General features: G+C 71.4%; 16 protein-coding genes. 5 read left to right on the forward strand and 11 right to left on the reverse strand.

The features are described 5' to 3' along the window. Positions 1 to 27: 27 nt before the first annotated feature. The 3 genes from trpD to AC6JBM_RS52365 form a co-directional block, all read right to left on the reverse strand. Complete coding sequence (gene trpD / locus AC6JBM_RS52355) at positions 28 to 1,089, reverse strand: anthranilate phosphoribosyltransferase (protein WP_497980963.1); 1,062 nt, start codon at positions 1,087 to 1,089, stop codon at positions 28 to 30. 70 nt (positions 1,090 to 1,159) lie between these two features. After that, positions 1,160 to 1,555 carry a response regulator gene (locus AC6JBM_RS52360; RefSeq protein ID WP_497980964.1) on the reverse strand — a complete coding sequence of 132 codons (396 nt, stop codon included), beginning with the start codon at positions 1,553 to 1,555 and terminating at the stop codon, positions 1,160 to 1,162. Then, positions 1,552 to 2,547, reverse strand: a complete 996-nt coding sequence (locus AC6JBM_RS52365; protein WP_497980965.1) for a cytochrome c oxidase assembly protein — start codon at positions 2,545 to 2,547, stop codon at positions 1,552 to 1,554. The genes AC6JBM_RS52360 and AC6JBM_RS52365 overlap by 4 nt, the downstream gene beginning before the upstream one ends. Before the next feature lie 86 nt (positions 2,548 to 2,633). Between AC6JBM_RS52365 and ctaE the strand changes: the two genes are divergently transcribed. The 4 genes from ctaE (at position 2,634) to qcrB (ending at position 6,926) form a co-directional block, all read left to right on the forward strand. Continuing rightward, positions 2,634 to 3,233, forward strand: a complete 600-nt coding sequence (gene ctaE, locus AC6JBM_RS52370) for an aa3-type cytochrome oxidase subunit III (RefSeq protein ID WP_433079243.1) — start codon at positions 2,634 to 2,636, stop codon at positions 3,231 to 3,233. Between the two features lie 104 nt (positions 3,234 to 3,337). After that, entirely contained in the window at positions 3,338 to 4,204 is an 867-nt protein-coding gene (qcrC, locus tag AC6JBM_RS52375; protein ID WP_350614990.1) for a cytochrome bc1 complex diheme cytochrome c subunit, read from the forward strand. Beyond that, the gene (gene qcrA / locus AC6JBM_RS52380; protein ID WP_497980966.1) at positions 4,201 to 5,298 is read left to right on the forward strand and encodes a cytochrome bc1 complex Rieske iron-sulfur subunit; all 1,098 of its coding nucleotides are present in this window, start codon (positions 4,201 to 4,203) and stop codon (positions 5,296 to 5,298) included. The genes qcrC and qcrA overlap by 4 nt, the downstream gene beginning before the upstream one ends. Beyond that, positions 5,295 to 6,926 (forward strand): cytochrome bc1 complex cytochrome b subunit, encoded by a 1,632-nt coding sequence (gene qcrB, locus AC6JBM_RS52385; protein WP_497980967.1) that lies wholly within the window; start codon positions 5,295 to 5,297, stop codon positions 6,924 to 6,926. The genes qcrA and qcrB overlap by 4 nt, the downstream gene beginning before the upstream one ends. A 161-nt stretch (positions 6,927 to 7,087) precedes the next feature. On the opposite strand, the gene AC6JBM_RS52390 is transcribed toward qcrB, so the two are convergent. After that, entirely contained in the window at positions 7,088 to 7,933 is an 846-nt protein-coding gene (locus tag AC6JBM_RS52390; protein WP_497980968.1) for an alpha/beta hydrolase family protein, read from the reverse strand. Between the two features lie 67 nt (positions 7,934 to 8,000). Between AC6JBM_RS52390 and AC6JBM_RS52395 the strand changes: the two genes are divergently transcribed. Next, entirely contained in the window at positions 8,001 to 9,857 is a 1,857-nt protein-coding gene (locus tag AC6JBM_RS52395; RefSeq protein WP_497980969.1) for a S9 family peptidase, read from the forward strand. A 155-nt stretch (positions 9,858 to 10,012) separates the two neighbouring features. Here AC6JBM_RS52395 and AC6JBM_RS52400 read toward each other — a convergent pair whose 3' ends face one another. The 7 genes from AC6JBM_RS52400 to AC6JBM_RS52430 all read right to left on the reverse strand — a co-directional run bounded on the left by AC6JBM_RS52400 (position 10,013) and on the right by AC6JBM_RS52430 (position 18,526). Then, on the reverse strand, positions 10,013 to 11,029 hold the full coding sequence (locus AC6JBM_RS52400) for an aspartate-semialdehyde dehydrogenase (RefSeq protein ID WP_497980970.1): 1,017 nt from the start codon (positions 11,027 to 11,029) through the stop codon (positions 10,013 to 10,015). A gap of 82 nt (positions 11,030 to 11,111) precedes the next feature. Next, positions 11,112 to 11,399 carry an Lrp/AsnC family transcriptional regulator gene (locus AC6JBM_RS52405; protein WP_433079229.1) on the reverse strand — a complete coding sequence of 96 codons (288 nt, stop codon included), beginning with the start codon at positions 11,397 to 11,399 and terminating at the stop codon, positions 11,112 to 11,114. 37 nt (positions 11,400 to 11,436) lie between these two features. Next, positions 11,437 to 12,252: a nucleotidyltransferase family protein gene (locus AC6JBM_RS52410; RefSeq protein ID WP_497980971.1), complete on the reverse strand. Its 816-nt coding sequence runs from the start codon at positions 12,250 to 12,252 to the stop codon at positions 11,437 to 11,439. Continuing rightward, positions 12,249 to 12,767 (reverse strand): NUDIX hydrolase, encoded by a 519-nt coding sequence (locus AC6JBM_RS52415; protein WP_497980972.1) that lies wholly within the window; start codon positions 12,765 to 12,767, stop codon positions 12,249 to 12,251. The genes AC6JBM_RS52410 and AC6JBM_RS52415 overlap by 4 nt, the downstream gene beginning before the upstream one ends. Before the next feature lie 29 nt (positions 12,768 to 12,796). Then, positions 12,797 to 14,572 (reverse strand): RelA/SpoT family protein, encoded by a 1,776-nt coding sequence (locus tag AC6JBM_RS52420; protein WP_497986730.1) that lies wholly within the window; start codon positions 14,570 to 14,572, stop codon positions 12,797 to 12,799. Between the two features lie 1,236 nt (positions 14,573 to 15,808). Further along, positions 15,809 to 17,542 carry a DEDD exonuclease domain-containing protein gene (locus AC6JBM_RS52425; protein WP_350614978.1) on the reverse strand — a complete coding sequence of 578 codons (1,734 nt, stop codon included), beginning with the start codon at positions 17,540 to 17,542 and terminating at the stop codon, positions 15,809 to 15,811. Between the two features lie 36 nt (positions 17,543 to 17,578). Next, positions 17,579 to 18,526 (reverse strand): sensor histidine kinase, encoded by a 948-nt coding sequence (locus AC6JBM_RS52430; RefSeq protein ID WP_497980973.1) that lies wholly within the window; start codon positions 18,524 to 18,526, stop codon positions 17,579 to 17,581. Positions 18,527 to 18,583: the final 57 nt, after the last annotated feature.

The raw sequence follows: 18,583 nt of genomic DNA on the forward strand, positions 1-18,583 counted from the left end.
ACACCGCTGGTTATGTCCGAGTTCGTACTACCCCTCGGACGGATTCGCCTCGAACGCCGTCCAGCGCTGCACCAGGGCCGTCGCCGCGCCCGAGTCCACCGCCGCGGCCGCCCGGTCCAGGCCCGCCTTGAGCTGCGCGCCCAGGTCCGCGACGGTCAGCCCGCCGGCCCGCGCCGCGATCGCCGCGGCCGCGTTGAGCAGCACCGCGTCGCGCACCGGGCCCGGCTCGCCGGCGAACATCCGCCGGGCCACGTCCGCGTTGTGCTCCGAGTCACCGCCGCGCAGGTCGCCGGGGGCGGAGCGGGCCAGGCCGAGGTCGGTGCTGTCGAACAGGGTCTCGGTGACCGTGCCGCCGCCGACCACCCACACGCGGGTCGGGGCCGCGGTCGTGAACTCGTCCAGGCCGTCCTCGCCGCGCACGACCAGCACCGAGAAGCCGCGCCCGGCCAGCACGTCGGCCATCACCGGGGCCATGCGCAGGTCGAAGCAGCCGATCGTGGCCGCCGTCGGCTGGGCCGGGTTCGTGAGCGGGCCGAGGAAGTTGAACACCGTCGGCACGCCCATCTCACGGCGCGGTACACCCGCGTGACGCATCCCCGGGTGGAACCGGGCGGCGAAGCAGAAGCCGATGCCGACCTCGTCCACGCAGCGCGCCACGTCCTGCGGGCCCATGTCGATGGTCACGCCGAGCCGCTCGAGCAGGTCCGCGGCGCCGGTCGACGACGACGCGGCCCGGTTGCCGTGCTTCACCACGGGCACCCCGGCGGCGGCGGTCACGACCGCGGCCATCGTCGAGATGTTCACGGTGTTCGCCCGGTCGCCGCCGGTGCCGACGATGTCCACGGCCGCGTTGCGCAGCGCGTCGGAGACCGGCACCTTCGCGCCGAACTCCAGCATCATCTCCGCGCACCCGGCCACCTCGGCCGGGGTCTCGCCCTTGGCCCGCAGCGCGATCACGAAGGCCGCGGTCTGCACTTGCGTGGCGGAGCCGGAGAAGATCTCGCCCATCGCCCACCGGGTGTCCTCGGTGGACAGGTCCTCCCCGCGGAGCAGGGCGGTGAGCAGCGTCGGCCAGGTGCGGTCGCCCATGGCGGCCTCCAGAGGGGAAACTGGGCACCCGCGTGCTGCACCGGCGGCCCTGCCGGTGCGCCGCAGCGCCCTACCGGCGGATGGCGGGGTATGCGCGGAGCAGGCCGGAGACGGTCTCCCCGGTGGTCACGGGGTCGAGCGGGTACATGATCGTGCCCTCGACCTTCGCGTAGGACGCCAGCCAGCGATCGGCGGCGCGGGCGATGGCCAGCACCACCGGCGGCGCGTCGTTGACCTCGTCCTTGAGCTGCCGGGCGATGCCCAGGCCGCCGCCGGGCGTCGCCTCGCCGTCGAGCACCAGCAGGTCGACGTCGGTGTCGTCGACCAGCTTGACGACCTCGGCGTACGTCGACGCGTCGACGAACTTCACCGTCAGGTCGGCCGCGGGGCGGGTGCCGATGGCCAGCCGCATGCGGTCGCGGACCTCGGCGTCGTCGCTGTACAGCAGGACAATGTGCTCGCTCATGTGCGCGCTGCTCCTCGTGTGGCGTCTGCCTCCGGGATCGTACCGTCCTCGAGTTTCGCGGTCGGTGCCCCGTCAGGGGCTATGGAAATTCCCGTGCGGGCGGACCACTCCGCCTCCTCCTGCGACAGCCGCTCCTCCCGGTCGAGGCGCCGGTCGATGCGCCTGGCCTCCCGGTCCGACTGGCGCATCCACTGCACGACCAGCACCGCGAGCATCGTCACCGAGACGAACTCGCCGCCGGCCCACAGGATCCCGCCCGCGAGGACCTGGTCGGCGACGGGGTCGGCCCAGCTCAGGTGCAGCGACGGATACCAGTCCCCGCCCAGCAGCGTCTTGCTCTGCATGATCGTGAGCCCGAGCACCGTGTGGAACGGCGTGGACAGGAACATCAGCAGCGCGCGGGCGGGATAGGGCCACCGCCCCGGCAGCGGGTCCAGCCCGATCAGCGGCCAGAAGAACAGGCAGCCCACCGCGATGAAATGCGCGTGCGTGACCTCGTGGAACCACTCGTGGCGCATCGTGAGCTCGTACAGATTCGTGAAATAGAGCACGAACGGCGTCACGACGAAGAAGCCGAACGCCACCAACGGAAACGCCAGGATGCGCGCCGCTCGCGAATGCACGACCGCGAGCAGGGTCCGGCGCCCGCCACCGGGCAGCGTGCGCAGTGCCAGCGTCACCGGAGCGCCCAGCGCCAGGAAGATCGGCGCGATCATGGACAGCACCATGTGCTGCACCATGTGGACGCTGAGCAGCGTCGTGTCGTACTCCTCGACTCCGCTCATCGTGACAGACGCGATGGCTCCGAGACCCGGGAACAGGAACAACAGGGTCCGCGCGAGCGGCCAGCGGTCGCCGCGCCGGCGCAGCTTCACGACCCCCGCCAGGTACAGCCCGGCGGCGGCGAGCAGCACCAGCGTCAGCCACGAGACGTGGAACGACCCGAGGATCGCGGTGGCGGTCGGAGGACCTGATTCGGCAGCTTGGAGCACGTGTCCACACTATGCCGCCGCACGAATCGTCCGTGTCTGGTGGACCCCGCGCAAACTCGGTGATGATCGGGGGCAATAATGACGCTGTGACTGCGGCCCCAGCGATTGCCAAGAGCCAGATCCACTCACTGACCAGGCCCAACATGGTCAGTGTCGGGACGATCGTGTGGCTCTCCAGCGAACTGATGTTCTTCGCGGCGCTCTTCGCGATGTACTTCTCGATCCGCGCGGCTGCGCCGGAGCTCTGGGAGAAGCACACCGAGGCGCTGAACATTCCCTACGCTCTGACGTTCACCGTCATCCTCGTGCTGTCGTCCATCACCTGCCAGATCGGCGTGTTCCGCGCCGAGCGCGGTGACGTGCACGGCCTGCGCCGGTGGTTCGCGCTGACGTTCATCATGGGTCTGACCTTCGTGCTCGGCCAGGTGAACGAGTACCGCAACCTCGTGGGCGAGGGTGTGAAGATCAACGGCGACGGGTACGGCTCGATGTTCTACCTGACGACCGGCTTCCACGGCCTCCATGTCACGGGCGGCCTCATCGCATTCGTCATCTACCTCATCCGCACGACGATGGGGCGCTTCACGCCGGCCCAGGCGACGGCGGCGATCGTCGTGTCGTACTACTGGCACTTCGTCGACGTGGTCTGGATCGCGCTGTTCGCGATGATCTACTTCCTGCAGTAGGTCGTCGCATCCGGGCCCCGTCACGCTCTGGACCACCCCCGCAGGGACCACCACCACCGAACAACCACCGAGACGACATAGGTGATGACGACAAAGGTGAGGCCATGACTTCCGAACAGAGCAAGCGGCCGCTTGCCCGGCTGGTGCCGGGAGGCGCGCGCGCGGCGCGGGGCAAGCTGCGCCGCCGGCTGGAGGCGGCCGTGCGCCTGATCGCCGCGCTCACGATTGTCGGCGGCCTTTACAGCGCATACGCCCCGGGCGTCGGCCGCGCCGAGGACGTGCCGGCCCTCTCGGACGCCGCCAAGCACGGCAAGGAACTGTACGAGACCAGCTGCATCACCTGCCACGGCACGAACGGGCAGGGCGTGCAGGACCGCGGCCCGAGCCTGATCGGCGTGGGCTCCGCGGCGGTCGAGTTCCAGGTCAACACCGGCCGCATGCCGCTGGCCCGCCAGGAGGCGCAGGCCCAGCGCAAGGCGCCGATGTACAGCGAGAAGGACGCCGCCGACATCGGCGCCTACATCCAGGAACTCGGCGGCGGGCCGCAGCTGCCCAGCGCGCAGAGCCTGGATGAGGACGTCAAGAAGGCGCAGGCCGACCCGAAGACCGTCGCGCACGGCGGCGAGCTCTACCGCGTCAACTGCTCGTCCTGCCACGCGTTCAGCACCGGCGGCGGCGCGCTGTCCTCGGGCAAGTTCGCCCCGACGCTGGAGCACTCCACCAACCGCGACATCTACGGCGCCATGCTGACCGGCCCGCAGAACATGCCCGTGTTCGGCAACAACCAGCTGAGCCCGGACGACAAGGCCGCGATCATCGCCTACATCCAGACCCTGAACAAGTCGTCGTCGACGGACCCCGGTGGCTGGAACATCGGCCGCTACGGACCGGTCCCCGAGGGGCTTGTCATCTTCCTCGTCGGTATCGCGGCGCTCGTGTTCGCCACGCTGTGGATTGCAGGGAAGTCATGACCACCCACACCGCTCCCACGGAGGAGCAGTTCGACGCGAGCGACCCGAGCCTCACCCGGTTCGACCTCGTCAAGGAGGGCGCTCGCCGCGACGGCGTCGAGATCGTGCACTACGCGCCGCGCTTCCCGGTGCCGGGCACCAAGGCCGAGAAGCGCGTCGAGCGCGTGCTGGCCTTCCTGTTCCTGCTCACCGGGCTCATGGGGACCGTGTTCGTGGTCGCCTTCATCGCGTGGCCGTGGCACTACGGGCACGGCGACGCGACCTACCAGAAGCTGTACCCGTACTACACGCCGATCCTCGGCGCGACGCTCGGCCTGGCCCTGCTGACCCTGGGCCTGGGCATCATCACCTGGTCGAAGAAGCTCCTCCCCGAGGAGGTCTCGATCCAGGAGCGCCACGACGGGGCGTCGGACAGCACCGAGCAGAAGCTCACCGCGGCCACGATCCTGAACATGGGCGACGAGCTCGGCCTCAAGCGCCGCAAGTTCGTCGGCCTGGCGTTCGCGGCCGGCGCGGCCCCGCTCGGCGCGGTCGCCGGCGCGCTGCTCGTCGGCTCGATGATCAAGGCGCCGACGCAGAACGGCGAGAACGTCTTCTTCACCACCGGCTGGGACCCGAAGAAGAACGGCGGCAAGCCGGTGCGCCTCACCCACGAGGACGGCACCCCGATCCGCCCGGCCGACGTCAGCGTCGGCGGCCAGATCACCGTCTTCCCCGGCATCCCCGGCGGCGCGAGCAACAAGTACGCGGACTCGCCGACCCTGCTCATGCACCTGCGTGAGGGGGACGCCCTGGAGACGCTGAAGAACGCCAAGGAAATCAACAAGGGCTCGCAGTGGCAGAACTACGTGGCCTACTCGAAGATCTGCACCCACGCGGGCTGCCCCGCCAGCCTCTACGAGCAGCAGACCAACCGCCTGCTGTGCCCGTGCCACCAGTCGCAGTTCCAGATCACCGACAACGCGCGGCCGGTCTTCGGCCCCGCCAGCCGGGCGCTGCCGCAACTGCCGATCACCGTGGACGATGAGGGATACTTCGTCGCGACGTCCGACTACAAGGTTGCCATCGGACCCGCCTTCTGGGAGCGGCCATGAAACGGCGCAAGATCGACCTCCGCGCCCTGCCGGCCAAGTCGGCGGGGGCGCTCGACGAGCGGTTCCAGGCGGCCACCCCGCTGCGCCGCCTGCTGAACAAGGTCTTCCCCGACCACTGGTCGTTCCTGCTGGGTGAGATCGCGCTCTACTCGTTCATCGTGCTGCTGCTCAGCGGCATCTTCCTGGCGTTGTTCTTCGACCCGTCGATGGCCGAGACCGTCTACAACGGCAGCTACACCCCGCTGCGGGGCGTGGAGATGTCGCAGGCGTACAACACCGCCCTGCACCTGTCGTTCGACGTGCGCGGCGGCCTGTTCATGCGCCAGATGCACCACTGGGCGGCCCTGCTGTTCATGGCCGCGATCGTGGTGCACATGTTCCGCGTCTTCTTCACCGGCGCGTTCCGCAAGCCGCGCGAGGCCAACTGGATCGTCGGCGTGCTGCTGTTCTGGATGGGCTTCCTGGAGGGCTTCGGCGGCTACTCGCTGCCGGACGACGCGCTGTCCGGCACCGGCCTGCGCATCGCCTCCGCGATCATCCTGTCCATCCCGATCATCGGCACCTGGATCAGCACCTCGCTCTTCGGCGGGGAGTTCCCGGGCGAGGTCATCCTCGACCGCCTGTACATCGTCCACGTGCTGCTCATCCCGGGTGCGCTGCTCGCGCTCATCAGCGTCCACATGGGCCTGCTGGTGAAGCAGAAGCACACCCAGTGGCCCGGCCCCGGCCGGACCAACGAGAACGTGGTCGGCGTGCGGATGTTCCCCGGCTTCGCGGCCAAGGCCGGCGGCTTCTTCATGATCGTGTTCGCCATGATCGCCGCGCTCGCGGGTCTCTTCCAGATCAACCCGATCTGGCTGTTCGGCCCCTACAAGGCCGCGGTGGTCTCGGCGGCGAGCCAGCCCGACTGGTACGTCATGTTCCTGGACGGCTCGACGCGTCTGTTCCCCGCGTGGGAGATCCGCTTCGACCTGTTCGGATGGGGTGACGGCTACACCCTGCCGCCGATCTTCTGGCCCACGGTGGTGCTGCCAGGCATCCTGACCATGCTGCCGATCTTCTATCCGTTCATCGAGGCGCGGTTCAGCAAGGACAAGTCCGTGCACAACCTGCTCGAGCGCCCGCGGGACAACCCGTTCCGCACGGCCCTCGGCGCCATGGCGATCGCGTTCTACGTCGTGCTGCTCATCTCCGGCGGCAACGACGTGCTGGCCGACAAGTTCCACATCAGCCTCAACGCGATGACCTGGGCCGGCCGCATCGGCATCCTGGTCCTGCCGCCGCTGGCCTACTACGTGGCGTACCGCCTGGCCCTGGGCCTGCAGCAGCACGACCGCGAGGTCCTGTCGCACGGCGTGGAGACGGGCATCATCCGGCGCCTGCCGGACGGCCGCTTCATCGAGGTGCACCAGCCGCTGCCGACGGCGAACGGCCACGCGGAGGGGGATGGCCACCACGGCCTCGAATACGGTGGCTGGGTCGTGCCGAAGAAGATGAACCGCCTCGGCGCGCTCGCGCCGACGGTGAAGGGCTTCTTCTACCCGATCGAGAAGGCCGCCCCTCCGGCGAAGCCGTCGCAGCGCACGGTGGAGGACGCCAACCGCGAGGAGATCGGCTCGGGTCACTGAGCCCCTGATCCAACACGAGACGGCCCCCGGATTCATAGGAATCCGGGGGCCGATTCGTCTCTGTCATCGCGGTGGGTGATCGCGCGGTGACGGAAAAAACGTGAAATTGTCTCGGCATGTTATGGTGCTACAAAGAGGAACGGCACCCCCGGCACCCCGATCTACAGGCCCTGTGCCCACGCGGCGACCCGACCGGCCAACTCCTCGCCGTGCTTGGCCCAGCGGAAGTGGTCGACGGCCGCCTCGGGCGCATAGCGCTCACGCGTGACCGGCGCCGCCGAGAGCTTGTCGAGCAGCCGGGACACGGTCCCGGGCGGCGTGTACCGGTCCCCGGCCACGTCGACCGCGAGGACGGGCGTCCTGACGTTCGCGAACGCGGCCTCGACATCGACCCCGCCGAGGCGCGGATACCGCCCCGTGCGGGCCGTGTACGCCCAGTCCCGGATCACCCCGCGAGCCTGCCGCCCCCCGAAGCCCCAGCCGGGCCAGACCCGCAGCGCCGCCGAGGCCACCCCGAGCGCCTGGGTCTGCAGCAGGATCGGCAGCCGCTGCCCGCCGGGGTAGCTGCGCCAGTACGGCAGCCCGACCGCGAGCAGCGCCAGCCCGGCCACATCGCTCGCGGCCCCGTACGCCCCCGCCGCCTCGAAGGCCAGGTGCAGCGCGCACGCCTGCCCGCCCAGCGAATGCCCCACCAGGATCGTCCGCCGCCCCGCCCGCCGGGGCTTGAGGTGCGTCAGCACCGCGTCGACATCGGCCGTGAGATCACCCAGCCCGTACCGCGACCCCCGCCCGGGCCGCGGCGAGCTCGCCCCCGTCCCGCGCAGATCCGCGACCACCACGGCGACGCCGGCCGCGGCCAGCTCGCCCGCGAACTTGCGGTAGTACCGGGCGGGCACGCCCATGGCCGGCCAGAGCACCGCGAGCGTGGGCGCGTCATCGGGCGCCGGATACACGTGCAGGGCGATCGAGTCGGACCCGCGAACCACGGTCTCCAGCGTCGGTTCCATGCTCGTAGGGTAGGGGTAGGAGGTTACCCGCAAGTAATGCGGCCCCCTCGCGGTTACTGTGCTGCTCGTGAAACCCGCCGATCTGCCGCAAATCCGCACACCCGGGACGCCGACCCTCAGCCCCGACGGCCGCGTCGCTGTCGTCGCCGTCGCGCGCGCCGATCTCGCCACCGACTCGTACACCTCGCAGCTCTGGCTCGTGCCGGTCGACGGCTCGCGCCCCGCGGAGCAGCTCACCCGCGGCTGGCACGACAGCGCCCCGCGCTTCTCGCCCGACGGCCGGCTCCTCGCCTTCCTGCGCCGCGCCGACAAGGCCGCCAAGCCCCAGCTGTGGCTCCTGCCGCTGACCGGCGGCGACGCGTGGCCGCTGACCGACTGCCCCCTGGGCGCGGGCGTGCCCGACTGGTCGCCCGACGGTGCCCGGCTGGCATTCTCCGCCCGGGTACCGCAGGAGTCCCGCTACGGCACCGCCAGCACGGACGACGGCGAGCGGATCGGCCCCGACGGCGAACCCCCGAGACGGCTCACCCAGGTCTTCAACCGCCTGGACGGCCTGGGCTTCTTCCGCGACCGCCCGTCCCACATCTTCACGGTGACCCCGACGGGCGAGCTCACCCGGCTGATTGAAGGCCAGGGCGACCCGCGCTTCTCCCCGGACGGCGAGTGGCTGACCTACCTCGCCCCGCCCGGCGACGACTGGGCCGCGGACGTGTGCGTCTGCCGCGCGGACGGCTCGGACCAGCGGGTCCTGACCAGCGGCACGTTCGCGGCCGCGCGGCCCCGCTTCCGCCCGGACGGCCGCGCGGTCCTCTTCACGGCGTCTCCGGCGGCGGCGGTACTGCGAAACGAGTCCCTCTGGTCAATCCCGCTGGAGGGCGGCGAGGCGGTCCCGCTGCTGGACCCGGCGCGCCACCACCTGGCCATGCCGGGCGGCGACATGGACGTGACGCCGGAGGGCGCCCTGTTCACGACCGAGAACCGGGGCGCGGTGGAGCTCCTGCGCGTCCCGTACACCGGCGAGGAGCCGACGCCCCTCGTGACCGGCGCCCTCCAGGTGGCCGCGTTCGCCTGCCAAAACGGTGTTATCGTGACAAATGAGGCGAATCCGTCCAACTGGGGCGAGCTCCACGCCGGTGGCCGGCAGCTGACGGCGTTCAACGAGGGCTTCGAGGCGCTGGAGCAGGTCGAGCTGACGGCCACGGCCCCGGACGGCTACCCGGTCCACGGCTGGATCGTCCGCCCCGCCGGCGAGGGCCCCCACCCGGTGCTCCTCATGATCCACGGCGGCCCCTACAGCCAGTACGGCTGGCGCCTCTTCGACGAGCCCCAGGTCTACGCGGACGCCGGCTACGCGGTCGTCTACGGCAACCCGCGCGGCTCGTCCGGCTACGGCGAGGCCCACGGCGAGCCCATCCGCGGCAACGTGGGCGAGGTGAGCGCGACCGACCTGCTGGCGCTGCTCGACGAGGCCCTGCGGGACCCCGGCCTGGACGCGTCCCGCGTCGGCGTGCTCGGCGGCTCCCACGGCGGCTTCATGACCACCTGGCTCGCCGCCCACCACGGCGACCGCTTCCGCGCGGCCGTCTCCGAGCGGGCCGTCAACGCGATCGACAGCTTCACGGGCTCGTCGGACATCGGCTGGTTCTTCGCCGACGCCTTGTACGGCGGCGAGGTCGCCCGCCAGAGCCCGCTGTCCTACGCGGACCGCATCTCGCTGCCGATGCTCATCATCCACTCCGAGCAGGACTGGCGCTGCCCCGTCGAGCAGGCCTACCGCCTCTTCGTGGCCCTGAAGCGCAACGGCGCCCCGGCCGAGCTGCTGCTCTTTCCGGGGGAGGGGCACGAGCTGTCGAGGACCGGCCGGCCGTCGCACCGCATCCAGCGCTTCGACGCGATCCTCGACTGGTTCGGCCGCCACCTCTGAGGGCCCGGGCCGGACGCGAAACCATCGCACGCGTCCGACCCGGGAGAGCTCAGACAATGCAGAGACCCTCGAGGTGCCGCATTCCGATATACACCTAGCCTAGCACGGCCATTCAAGTTGATCACATTGAAGGTGGGCGCGGTGTAATCGGGCCACTACGCGATGAGCAGCTCCGCCACCTGCACCGCGTTCAGCGCCGCGCCCTTGCGCAGGTTGTCGTTCGAGATGAACAGGGCGAGGCCGTTGTCCACGGTCTCGTCCACGCGGATGCGGCCGACGAACGACGGGTCGGCGCCGGCGGCCTGCAGCGGCGTCGGGATGTCGCTCAGCGCCACGCCCGGCGCCGACGCCAGCAGCTCCGTCGCGCGCGCGACCGAGATGGGCCGGGCGAAGCGGGCGTTGATCTGCAGGGAGTGCCCGGTGTAGACGGGCACGCGGACGCACGTGCCGGAGACGCGGAGGTCCGGGATCTCGAGGATCTTCCGGCTCTCGTTGCGCAGCTTCTGCTCCTCGTCGGTCTCGAAGGAGCCGTCGTCGACGAGGCCGCCGGCGAGCGGGAGCACGTTGAAGGCGATCGGCCGCGCGAACTTGGCCGGGGCCGGGAACGCCACGGCGGAGCCGTCGAAGGCGAGCGCCGCGGCGCCGTCGGCGACCTTGCGCACCTGCTCGTCGAGCTCGGCGACGCCGGCCAGCCCCGCGCCGGAGACGGCCTGGTACGTCGAGGCGACCAGGGCCACCAGCCCGGCCTCGTCGTGCAGGGGGCGCAGCACGGGCATCGCGGCCATCGTGGTGCAGTTCGGGTTGGCGATGATCCCCTTGGGCCGGTTGGCGGCGGCGTGCGGGTTGACCTCGGCGACGACGAGCGGCACCTCGGGGTCCATCCGCCACGCGGAGGAGTTGTCGATCACGACGGCGCCCGCGGCGGCCACCTTCGGGGCGAGCTCCTTCGACGTGCCCTTGCCCGCGGAGAACAGCACGACGTCCAGCCCGGCGTAGTCCGCGGTCTCCGCGTCCTCCACCGTGACCTGCTTGTCCTGCCAGTCGATGGTCCGCCCCGCCGAGCGGGCGGAGGCGAACAGGCGCAACTCGTCTACCGGGAACTGCCGCTCGGCCAGGATGTGGCGCATGACGCTGCCGACCTGCCCGGTGGCTCCTACGATGCCGATCCTCATGGCGGCGAGGGTACCGCCTCCGGAGCCCGCATTCGATGCGATTTGAACCACTGCAAAGGGGCCTCAGCAGGGCAAACAGGAATTAGTCGGCGTCGGGGAGCCCGATCGCGAAAGCTTCTTCCAGATCGTGGCGGGAATACGCACGAAATGCGATGTGGGTGTCCGTCTCCACAACCCCGGGAACCTTGGAGATGCGGTTCGCGATGACCTCGGCGATCTCGTCGAACTGCTGCACCCGCACCATGGCGATGAGGTCCACGTTGCCGGCGACGGAGTACACCTCGCTGACGCCGTCGAGGTTGGCGATGTTCTCGGCCACCTCCGGGATCGAGTCGGTGGCGCAGTCGATGAGGACGATCGCGGTGATCACCTGCGGAGCTCCTTCCGGCCTGTGGACAACAGCCATGCTAGTGCGCGGGGACGGTGAGCGACCGGCCGACCCGGATCGCCTGCCGCAGGGTCTCGCCCGCCGCGACGACCCCGCCCGGCCACACCACCCCGCCGCTGACCCGTCCGGCGACGTGGGCCCCGCTGCCGACGACGGCCCCGTCGAGCGTTCCGGTCACGACGGCGTCCGCGGCCACGAGATTTTCCCCGTGTACCGCATGCAGGTTCGCCGCCAGATAATCCGCGGGAGTGCCGGTGTCCAGGTAGGTGCCCGGGTATTCGACGACCTCCAGCCGCCCCTGCCGTTCCGCGGGCCGCCACGCGAGCCGGACGAGGTCGGACGGCTCCGGCTCGAGACCCTTCACCAGGTCCCACGGCAGCAGCGAGAACCCGGCGAAGCGGTGGGAGCCGAACTCGTACGGCGGGCCCGGCACCCCGAGCAGCCGCACCGTGTCCCCGTCCCACCCGTCCAGCAGCGCGGCGATGTCCGCGCCGGGGGCCAGCTCCGAGGCCAGGTACGCGTCGGCGTTGCCCACCAGCACGCCCCGCCCGCCGATCCAGTCCCGCAGCAGCCCGATCCCGCCGGCGGTGCCGAGCGGGTCGCCGGGCTCGACGGACAGGTGGGCGCGCGAGCCGACGTGCTCGGCGACGAGGTGCCCGAGGTAGCAGGCGTTGACGGCGGGGTCCAGCCCGAGCCGCCGCACCCGTTCCAGCGCCCGGTCCAGCAGCGCGACGTTGCCCACCGGGCACAGCGCCTTGGGCAGGTGCTCCGTCAGCGGCCGCAGCCGCCGGCCCTCACCGGCCGCGAGGACCACGGCGCAGACGTCGGCGCTCATGCCTCCAGGACCTCCGGGTAGTCCTTGTACGGCCCGATGCCGTAGTGCGCGAGCAGCCGGGACGTGGACACGGTCAGCGGCGGCAGGTTGTCGACCCGGTGCCAGGCCGCCTCGAGGATCTCGGCGTGGTCGACGACGAGCTCGTCGCCGGGCTCGATCTCGGCCTCGAAGACCATGTCGACCCACTGGCCGCGGGTGTGCACGATCGCGTTGGGGGCGGCCGGGCGCATCCGCTCCGGCGGGAGCCTGACGCCGGTCTCCTCGTGCAGCTCGCGGGCGGCGGTCTGGGCCGGGGTCTCGCCGCGGTCCATCAGCCCGGCCGGCAGCGACCAGCCGGCGCCGGGCGGCTGGCGCAGCAGCAGGATCTGCGTGAGCGCGGGGTCGCGGACGATCGCGACGGCGCCGATGGTGTACGTCGGCTGGAACGTGCGCACGATTCGCCGCTTCCAGCGCCCGGGGAGCCGGTAGAACGTGCGGTACGCCAGCGCGCGCACGCGCCCACGCATGTCGGTCATCCGGTAAGGCTAGTGAATCGCGCGCGGGGCTAATGCGGCGAGTGGTCGACCAGAGCGATCAGCTCGGCCACGACCTCGTCGGCGGTGCGGGCGTGGTCGGCGACGGCGACGAGGAGGGTCTCGAGGTCGGGGAAGCCGAGGCGGGGCGCGAGGCGCACGAGCGGCAGGTCACTGGCGAGGCCGCGGCCCTGCTGGCGCAGCGCGAGCCCGATGGCGAGCCGGCCCAGGCGGACCTTGTTGGCGACGGTGATCGCCGGGGCCTCGTGGGCCTCGAACCATCGGCTGATGTGGAGGCGGGCGTGCGGAGTACGCACGAAGTCCAGCCATTCCGGAGACGGCCCGCGCGCCGGGGCGTCCGCGTCGAAGTCGAACTCGTCGCGCTGGCCGGCGCGGGTGATGATCTCGACCGTGTCGCCGTCGGCGAGGGGGGAGGAGACCGCGGTGAGGCGGCCGTTGACCCGGGCGCCGATACATCGGTTGCCGACGTCGGCGCCGAGGATGTACGCGAGGTCGACCGGCGTCGCGTCCTCGGGCAGCAGCACCGGGCGCCCGCCGCCCGCCGTGAGCACGAGGATCTGGTCCTCGGCGAGGTCGCAGCGCAGCGAGGCGATGAACTGCGACGGGTCGGAGGCGGCCGCCTCCCAGTCGAGCAGCCGGCGCAGCCAGTCGAGCTGCTCGGCCTTGGACGCGGGGCCGAAGCGCGCGGCGGTGCTCGGGTAGCGGAAGTTCGCGACGATGCCGTACTCCGCCGCCTGGTGCATCTCGACGGTGCGGATCAGCACCTCGACCGAGCGGCCCTCGGGCCCGAGCACCGTGGTGTGCAGCGACTTGTAGTTGTTGTTCTTCGGCGTCGCGATGAAGTCCTTGAACCGCCCGGGGACCGGCCGCCACTTGCCGTGGACGGCGCCCAGCGCCGCATAGCAGTCGGTGTCGGGCCCGTCGACCACGATCACGACCCGGGGCAGGTCGTGCGGTTCGGCGTGGTTGCCGTCGACGGTGTCCTTCCAGATGGAGTGCAGGTGCCGCGGCCGGGGGGAGACGGTGGCGTCGAGGCCGAAGCGCTTGAGGTCGCCGCTCACGGCAGAGATGATCTTCTCGAGGTAGCCGTCCCAGCCGACCCGCTGCTCCACGTAGTCGGCGACCACCGCGTAGCCGCTGGGCGACACCGCCCGCAGCACCCAGTCCTCGAGCTCCCGCTTCAGCGCCTGGATGCCGAGCCGCTCGCACAGCGGGATCAGCACCTCCCGCGTCGCGGTGGCGATGCGGACCCGGCTCTTGACCGACCGCGCGTCGATGGTGCGCATGTTGTGCAGCCGGTCGGCGAGCTTGATGACGAGCACCCGCACGTCCCGCCCGGCGGCGACGATCATCTTGCGGATCGTCTCGGCCTCGGCGTCGGCGCCGTAGAACATCTTGTCGAACTTCGTGACGCCGTCGACGAGCAGCGCGACCTCGCCGCCGAAGTCTCGCTCCAACGCCCCGAGGGTGTAGTCGGTGTCCTCGACGGTGTCGTGCAGCAGGGCCGCGACCAGCGTCGTCGTGTCCATCCCGAGGTCCGCGAGGATCTCGGTGACCTCCAGCGGGTGCGAGATGAAGGCCTCGCCGCTCTTGCGCATCTGCCCGCGGTGCATCTGCTCGGCGGTCGCATATGCCCGGCGCAGCAGCGCGATGTCCGCGGATGGATGGATCTGCCGGTGTACCCGGAGAATGCCCGCCATCGGATCGTCGCCGGACTGCCACGGCAGCATCGCCCGCAGCCGGGCCCCGATGATCGCCGTGTACGTGGCGGTCGGGTCGCCCGGCACCGTGCCCCCGGCGAGCGCCTGATAGCTCGGCGGCGGCGGTACCTCGGGTGAGTCGTCGGCCGCCGGCGCGATCAGCTTCTTGCGGGGCGCCGCGTACCGGTCGTCGAGCATCGGCTCCCGCCGGCTCGGCCGGGGCAGCGCGTTCTTGCGGCCTGTGCGGCTCGCGTCCGGCTCGTGCGTGTTGCGCGGTTTCCCACCCTCGGCGGTCTCGGTCGCCTCGCCGGGGGTCTCCGGCTCGTCGGCCGGGGCGGTCTGAGCCTCGGTCTCGGTCTCTGTCTCGGTGCGTCGCGGCCGGTTCTCGATCGTCCGGTCGTTGGCGGGCCAGTCGGGTCCACCGGCTCGTGACTCGTGCTCGTTGCCCCCGCGCTCGGCCCGCCCGCCGTGCTCGTTCGTGGGTCGCTCGGCGGAGGGGGCGCGGTCGTTCACTGCCCGGTCATGCTGATGCCCGCGGTCGGCCGGCGCGTGGTCGGGCCGTCGGGCTCGATCCAGGCTCATCCGATCCGCGGGCACTCGGTCCGCGTGCTGCTGTTCGTGTGGGTGCTCGGTGCCGTCGCCGCCCCGGTCGTTCGGCGACCGCTCGGTCCCGGCCCGCTCGCCTGGCGGCGCGACCCGCCGCCGCTCGGGCGTCGCGATGGTCGCGGTGGGGAGTCCTTTGGGCCCGAGGAACATCTCCGCCGGCCGGGCCCGCTCGCCCGGGGCCAGGAACCCGCCGGACCCGAGGTTCTCGACGCGTATCGTCCGCGGCCCGACCGCCCCGAGGGTTCCGCCCGATCCGTCGTCGGGGGAGAGGCGGCCCGGCGGCGACACGCCGGAGTCGTCCAGCGCCGCGACCGCCTCGTCGACCAGCCGGTGCGCGTCCTGGCTGGTCATCGGGCCTGCGAGCGGATTCGTCCCGGCGCCGCGGAAATTCGGAAACTCCATGGGGTTGCCGTCCGACGCCGCTGGGTCCACCATGTACTCGCTGTGCGTCGCATTGGGGCCCGCGACATCCGCCGCACCCGAGATGTTTGAAGCCCCCGGCTCGTGGGACTCAACACTCGGCAGTGCCGAACTTGGAAGGGCGCCCGGTGCCGGGGAGGAGCCCGCACCAAAAGACGCGCCGGGTTGCATTCCGGGCTCCATAGCGGCACCTCCTCACCGACGGGCCTGCACAGGCCTGGGTTTGGGTAGGTTCCAGCCTAGTTTCCCACCGGGCATCCGATCGGTCATTTGAGTATGGTCGTTCGTCCGATGTACCTACCCGTCCAAGTCGGTCTGAACCGAGGCGGCCGCCTCGGCCCGCACGAGGAACGGCCGCCACCGCGCGGCCCCGTCCACCGGCGACGACCAGCCGATATCGGTCTTGACCAGCCGCGTCTCGGGCCGCTCGAGCCACGCCAGAATGCGCTCGGTCTCCTCCGGGGAGGCCCGCGGCGTCGGTCCCGGCCCGGGCTGGACGGTTTCCGCTGTGGCCAACACCACATCCAGCGTCGGCTGTGGATGCACCCTCGGGGGTGAAACGCCTGCGGCCGCGAGTCGCCCGTGCCGCACCACCGCGATCTCCCAGCCCCCGGAGGCCGAGGGGCGCGCGGCCACCACCTCGGGCAGCCCGCTCAGCCCGGCCAGCCGCTGCTGGCGGATCGCGGTGCGCAGGAACGCGACGAGCCGGCCCCGGATCGTCGCCGCGTCCTCGTAGCGCTCGGCCTCGGCCAGGGCCTCGATCCGCGCCATGAGTCCCCGCACGACCGGCCCGGGGTCGCCGACCGTGGCCGCCCGGAACGGCGCCGCGGCCGCCGTCTCGTAGTCCTCGGCCGAGATCCGGTGCTCGCACGGGGCCGGGCAGCGGCCCAGCTCGGCGAGCGCGCACGCCGGGGTCTGGGTGCGCAGCGACAGCTTGTGGGTGCACTGGCGGATCGGCAGCGCGTCGTAGAGCCCGGCCGCCGCGAGGTCGGCGAAGCGCCGCGAGCCGAACGGCCCGAGGTAGGCGGCGCCGTCGCCCTGCACCTCCCGCACGATCGACAGCCGCGGGTAGGCCTCCGCGGTGAGCTTGAGCCAGACCACGCGCTCCGGGAACTTCGAGCGGCGGTTGTACGGCGGTTTGTGCGCCGCGATCAGGCGCAGCTCGCGCACCTCGGCCTCCAGCGAGTGCGCGCACGGGATGGCCTCGACGCGCTCGGCCGCGTTGATCATCTCGCTGATCCGCGCGCGCTTCTCCGCCGCCGTGAAGTAGCTGCGCACCCGGGTCGCGATGGAGGAGCTGGTGCCGATGTAGAGCGGCCGGTCCTTGTGCCCCCGGAAGATGTAGACCCCGGGCGCGTCGGGCAGCCCCTCGGCCAGGTGCTTCTTGCGCCGCTGGGCCGGGCTGACCGCCTTGACGAACTCGATCACGTCGCCGACGGTGTGCACCTTGAGGCTGCCGAGCCGGGAGAAGAGCCCGTGCAGCACGTCCACGGTGGCCCGGGCGTCGTCCAGCGCCCGGTGGACCGGCTGGGTCGAGGCCCGGAAGTGCCGCGCGAGGGTCGACAGGCGATGGTTGGGCACCTCGTCGGCGACCATCGCGCGCCGGGCGATCGCGGCGGTGTCGAGCACGATCGGCTTCGGCCACGCGTAGCCGTGCTTGGCGCAGGCCGCCTTGAGGAACCCGGTGTCGTAGGGCGCGTTGTGCGCGACCCACACCGCGCCCTGGGCGAACTCGAGGAAGCTCGGCAGCACCGTCTCCAGCCGCGGCGCCTCCAGCAGCATCATCTCGGTGATGCCGGTGAGCACCGTGATGAACGCCGGCACCCGCTCCTCCGGGTTGACCAGGGTGCCGAACTCGCCCAGGATCTCGCCGCCGCGGACCTTCACCGCGCCGATCTCCGTGATGCCGCCGCCGTCCGGGGCGCCGCCGGTGGTCTCCAGGTCGACCACGACGAACGTGGTGGAGAACAGGGTGGCGGCGCGCGGGTCGTCGAACAGGGCGTCGAGCGATTCCTGGTGGTAGTGGGGCACGGGCGCACACTACGACCAGGGTGTGACAAAAAATTCCTAGTGGGGCGGGAACCGCAGCTCGATGCGCACGTCGGGGGAGCCGATCATGGCCGACGTGTCCATGACGGTGGCCCCGTGGGCGCGCAGGATGTCGGCCACGGCCCGGGGCACGGGCTCGTCGGCGGGCCGCAGCCCGGCGAGGTCGGCCTGCCACTCGGGCCGGATGCTGCCGCCGGCGTGGCCGATCTCGATCGTCGGCACCGGGGTGCCCAGCACCCGCACCGCGACCCGGCCGCCGGCCGGGGCCAGCTTGAGGGCGCCGAAGATGACGTAGTCGAGCGCGCGGGACAGCCGCGCCGGGTCCGCGTGGATCGTTGCCGGGTCGGTCAGCCCGAGCGTGATGGCGATGTTGCGGGCGTCCGCGATCCCGCGCAGCTCCAGGATGCGGGCCTCGGTCAGGTAGGCGAGGTCCACCGCCCGGGGCTCGGGCCGGGCCCGCAGGTCGTCGGACACCACCAGCCGGCGCAGCTCGAGCAGCTCGGTGACCTGCTTGGCGAGGGCCCGCAGCGCCCTCATCTGGTCGAGGTTGAGCCGGTGCGGGCTGTGGTCGACGACGCACAGGGTGCCCAGGGCCGCGCCTGCCGCCGTGAGCAACGGAGCGCCGGCGTAGAAGCGGATGCCGTCGTTCTGGGTGACGTACGGGTTGTCGGCGAAGCGCGCGTCCGCGGTGGCGTCGGGCACCACCATGAGGTCGCGGCCCATGATCGCGTGGGCGCAGAAGGCCACCTCGCGGGGCGTCTCCTCCAGATCCATGTCGCCGACCTTGGCCTTGAACCACTGCCGCTCGGTGTCCACGAGCGTGACCAGCGAGATCGGCGCGCCGCAGACCTCGCTCGCGATTCGGACGATGTCGTCGAAATCGGTCTCCGGCGGCGTGTCCAGGACAGCCATCGCATGCAGCTCGGAGACGCGGTCCGCCTCGTTGCTGGGTACCGGTACCGCCATCCCCGCCTCCCAAGCCGTACACCTAATCGGGTGAAACAAGGATATGTCAGCTTTTAG

This window comes from Dactylosporangium thailandense (assembly GCF_059739745.1).

Excerpts from the sequence above, each read along its gene's own strand:
- AC6JBM_RS52360 (WP_497980964.1), bottom strand. The coding sequence starts at position 1,555 with ATGAGCGAGCACATTGTCCTGCTGTACAGCGACGACGCCGAGGTCCGC.
- AC6JBM_RS52400 (WP_497980970.1), bottom strand. The coding sequence starts at position 11,029 with ATGAGGATCGGCATCGTAGGAGCCACCGGGCAGGTCGGCAGCGTCATG.
- AC6JBM_RS52410 (WP_497980971.1), bottom strand. The coding sequence starts at position 12,252 with ATGAGCGCCGACGTCTGCGCCGTGGTCCTCGCGGCCGGTGAGGGCCGG.
- qcrA (WP_497980966.1), top strand. The coding sequence starts at position 4,201 with ATGACCACCCACACCGCTCCCACGGAGGAGCAGTTCGACGCGAGCGAC.
- qcrB (WP_497980967.1), top strand. The coding sequence starts at position 5,295 with ATGAAACGGCGCAAGATCGACCTCCGCGCCCTGCCGGCCAAGTCGGCG.
- trpD (WP_497980963.1), bottom strand. The coding sequence starts at position 1,089 with ATGGGCGACCGCACCTGGCCGACGCTGCTCACCGCCCTGCTCCGCGGG.
- AC6JBM_RS52415 (WP_497980972.1), bottom strand. The coding sequence starts at position 12,767 with ATGACCGACATGCGTGGGCGCGTGCGCGCGCTGGCGTACCGCACGTTC.
- AC6JBM_RS52390 (WP_497980968.1), bottom strand. The coding sequence starts at position 7,933 with ATGGAACCGACGCTGGAGACCGTGGTTCGCGGGTCCGACTCGATCGCC.
- qcrC (WP_350614990.1), top strand. The coding sequence starts at position 3,338 with ATGACTTCCGAACAGAGCAAGCGGCCGCTTGCCCGGCTGGTGCCGGGA.
- AC6JBM_RS52430 (WP_497980973.1), bottom strand. The coding sequence starts at position 18,526 with ATGGCGGTACCGGTACCCAGCAACGAGGCGGACCGCGTCTCCGAGCTG.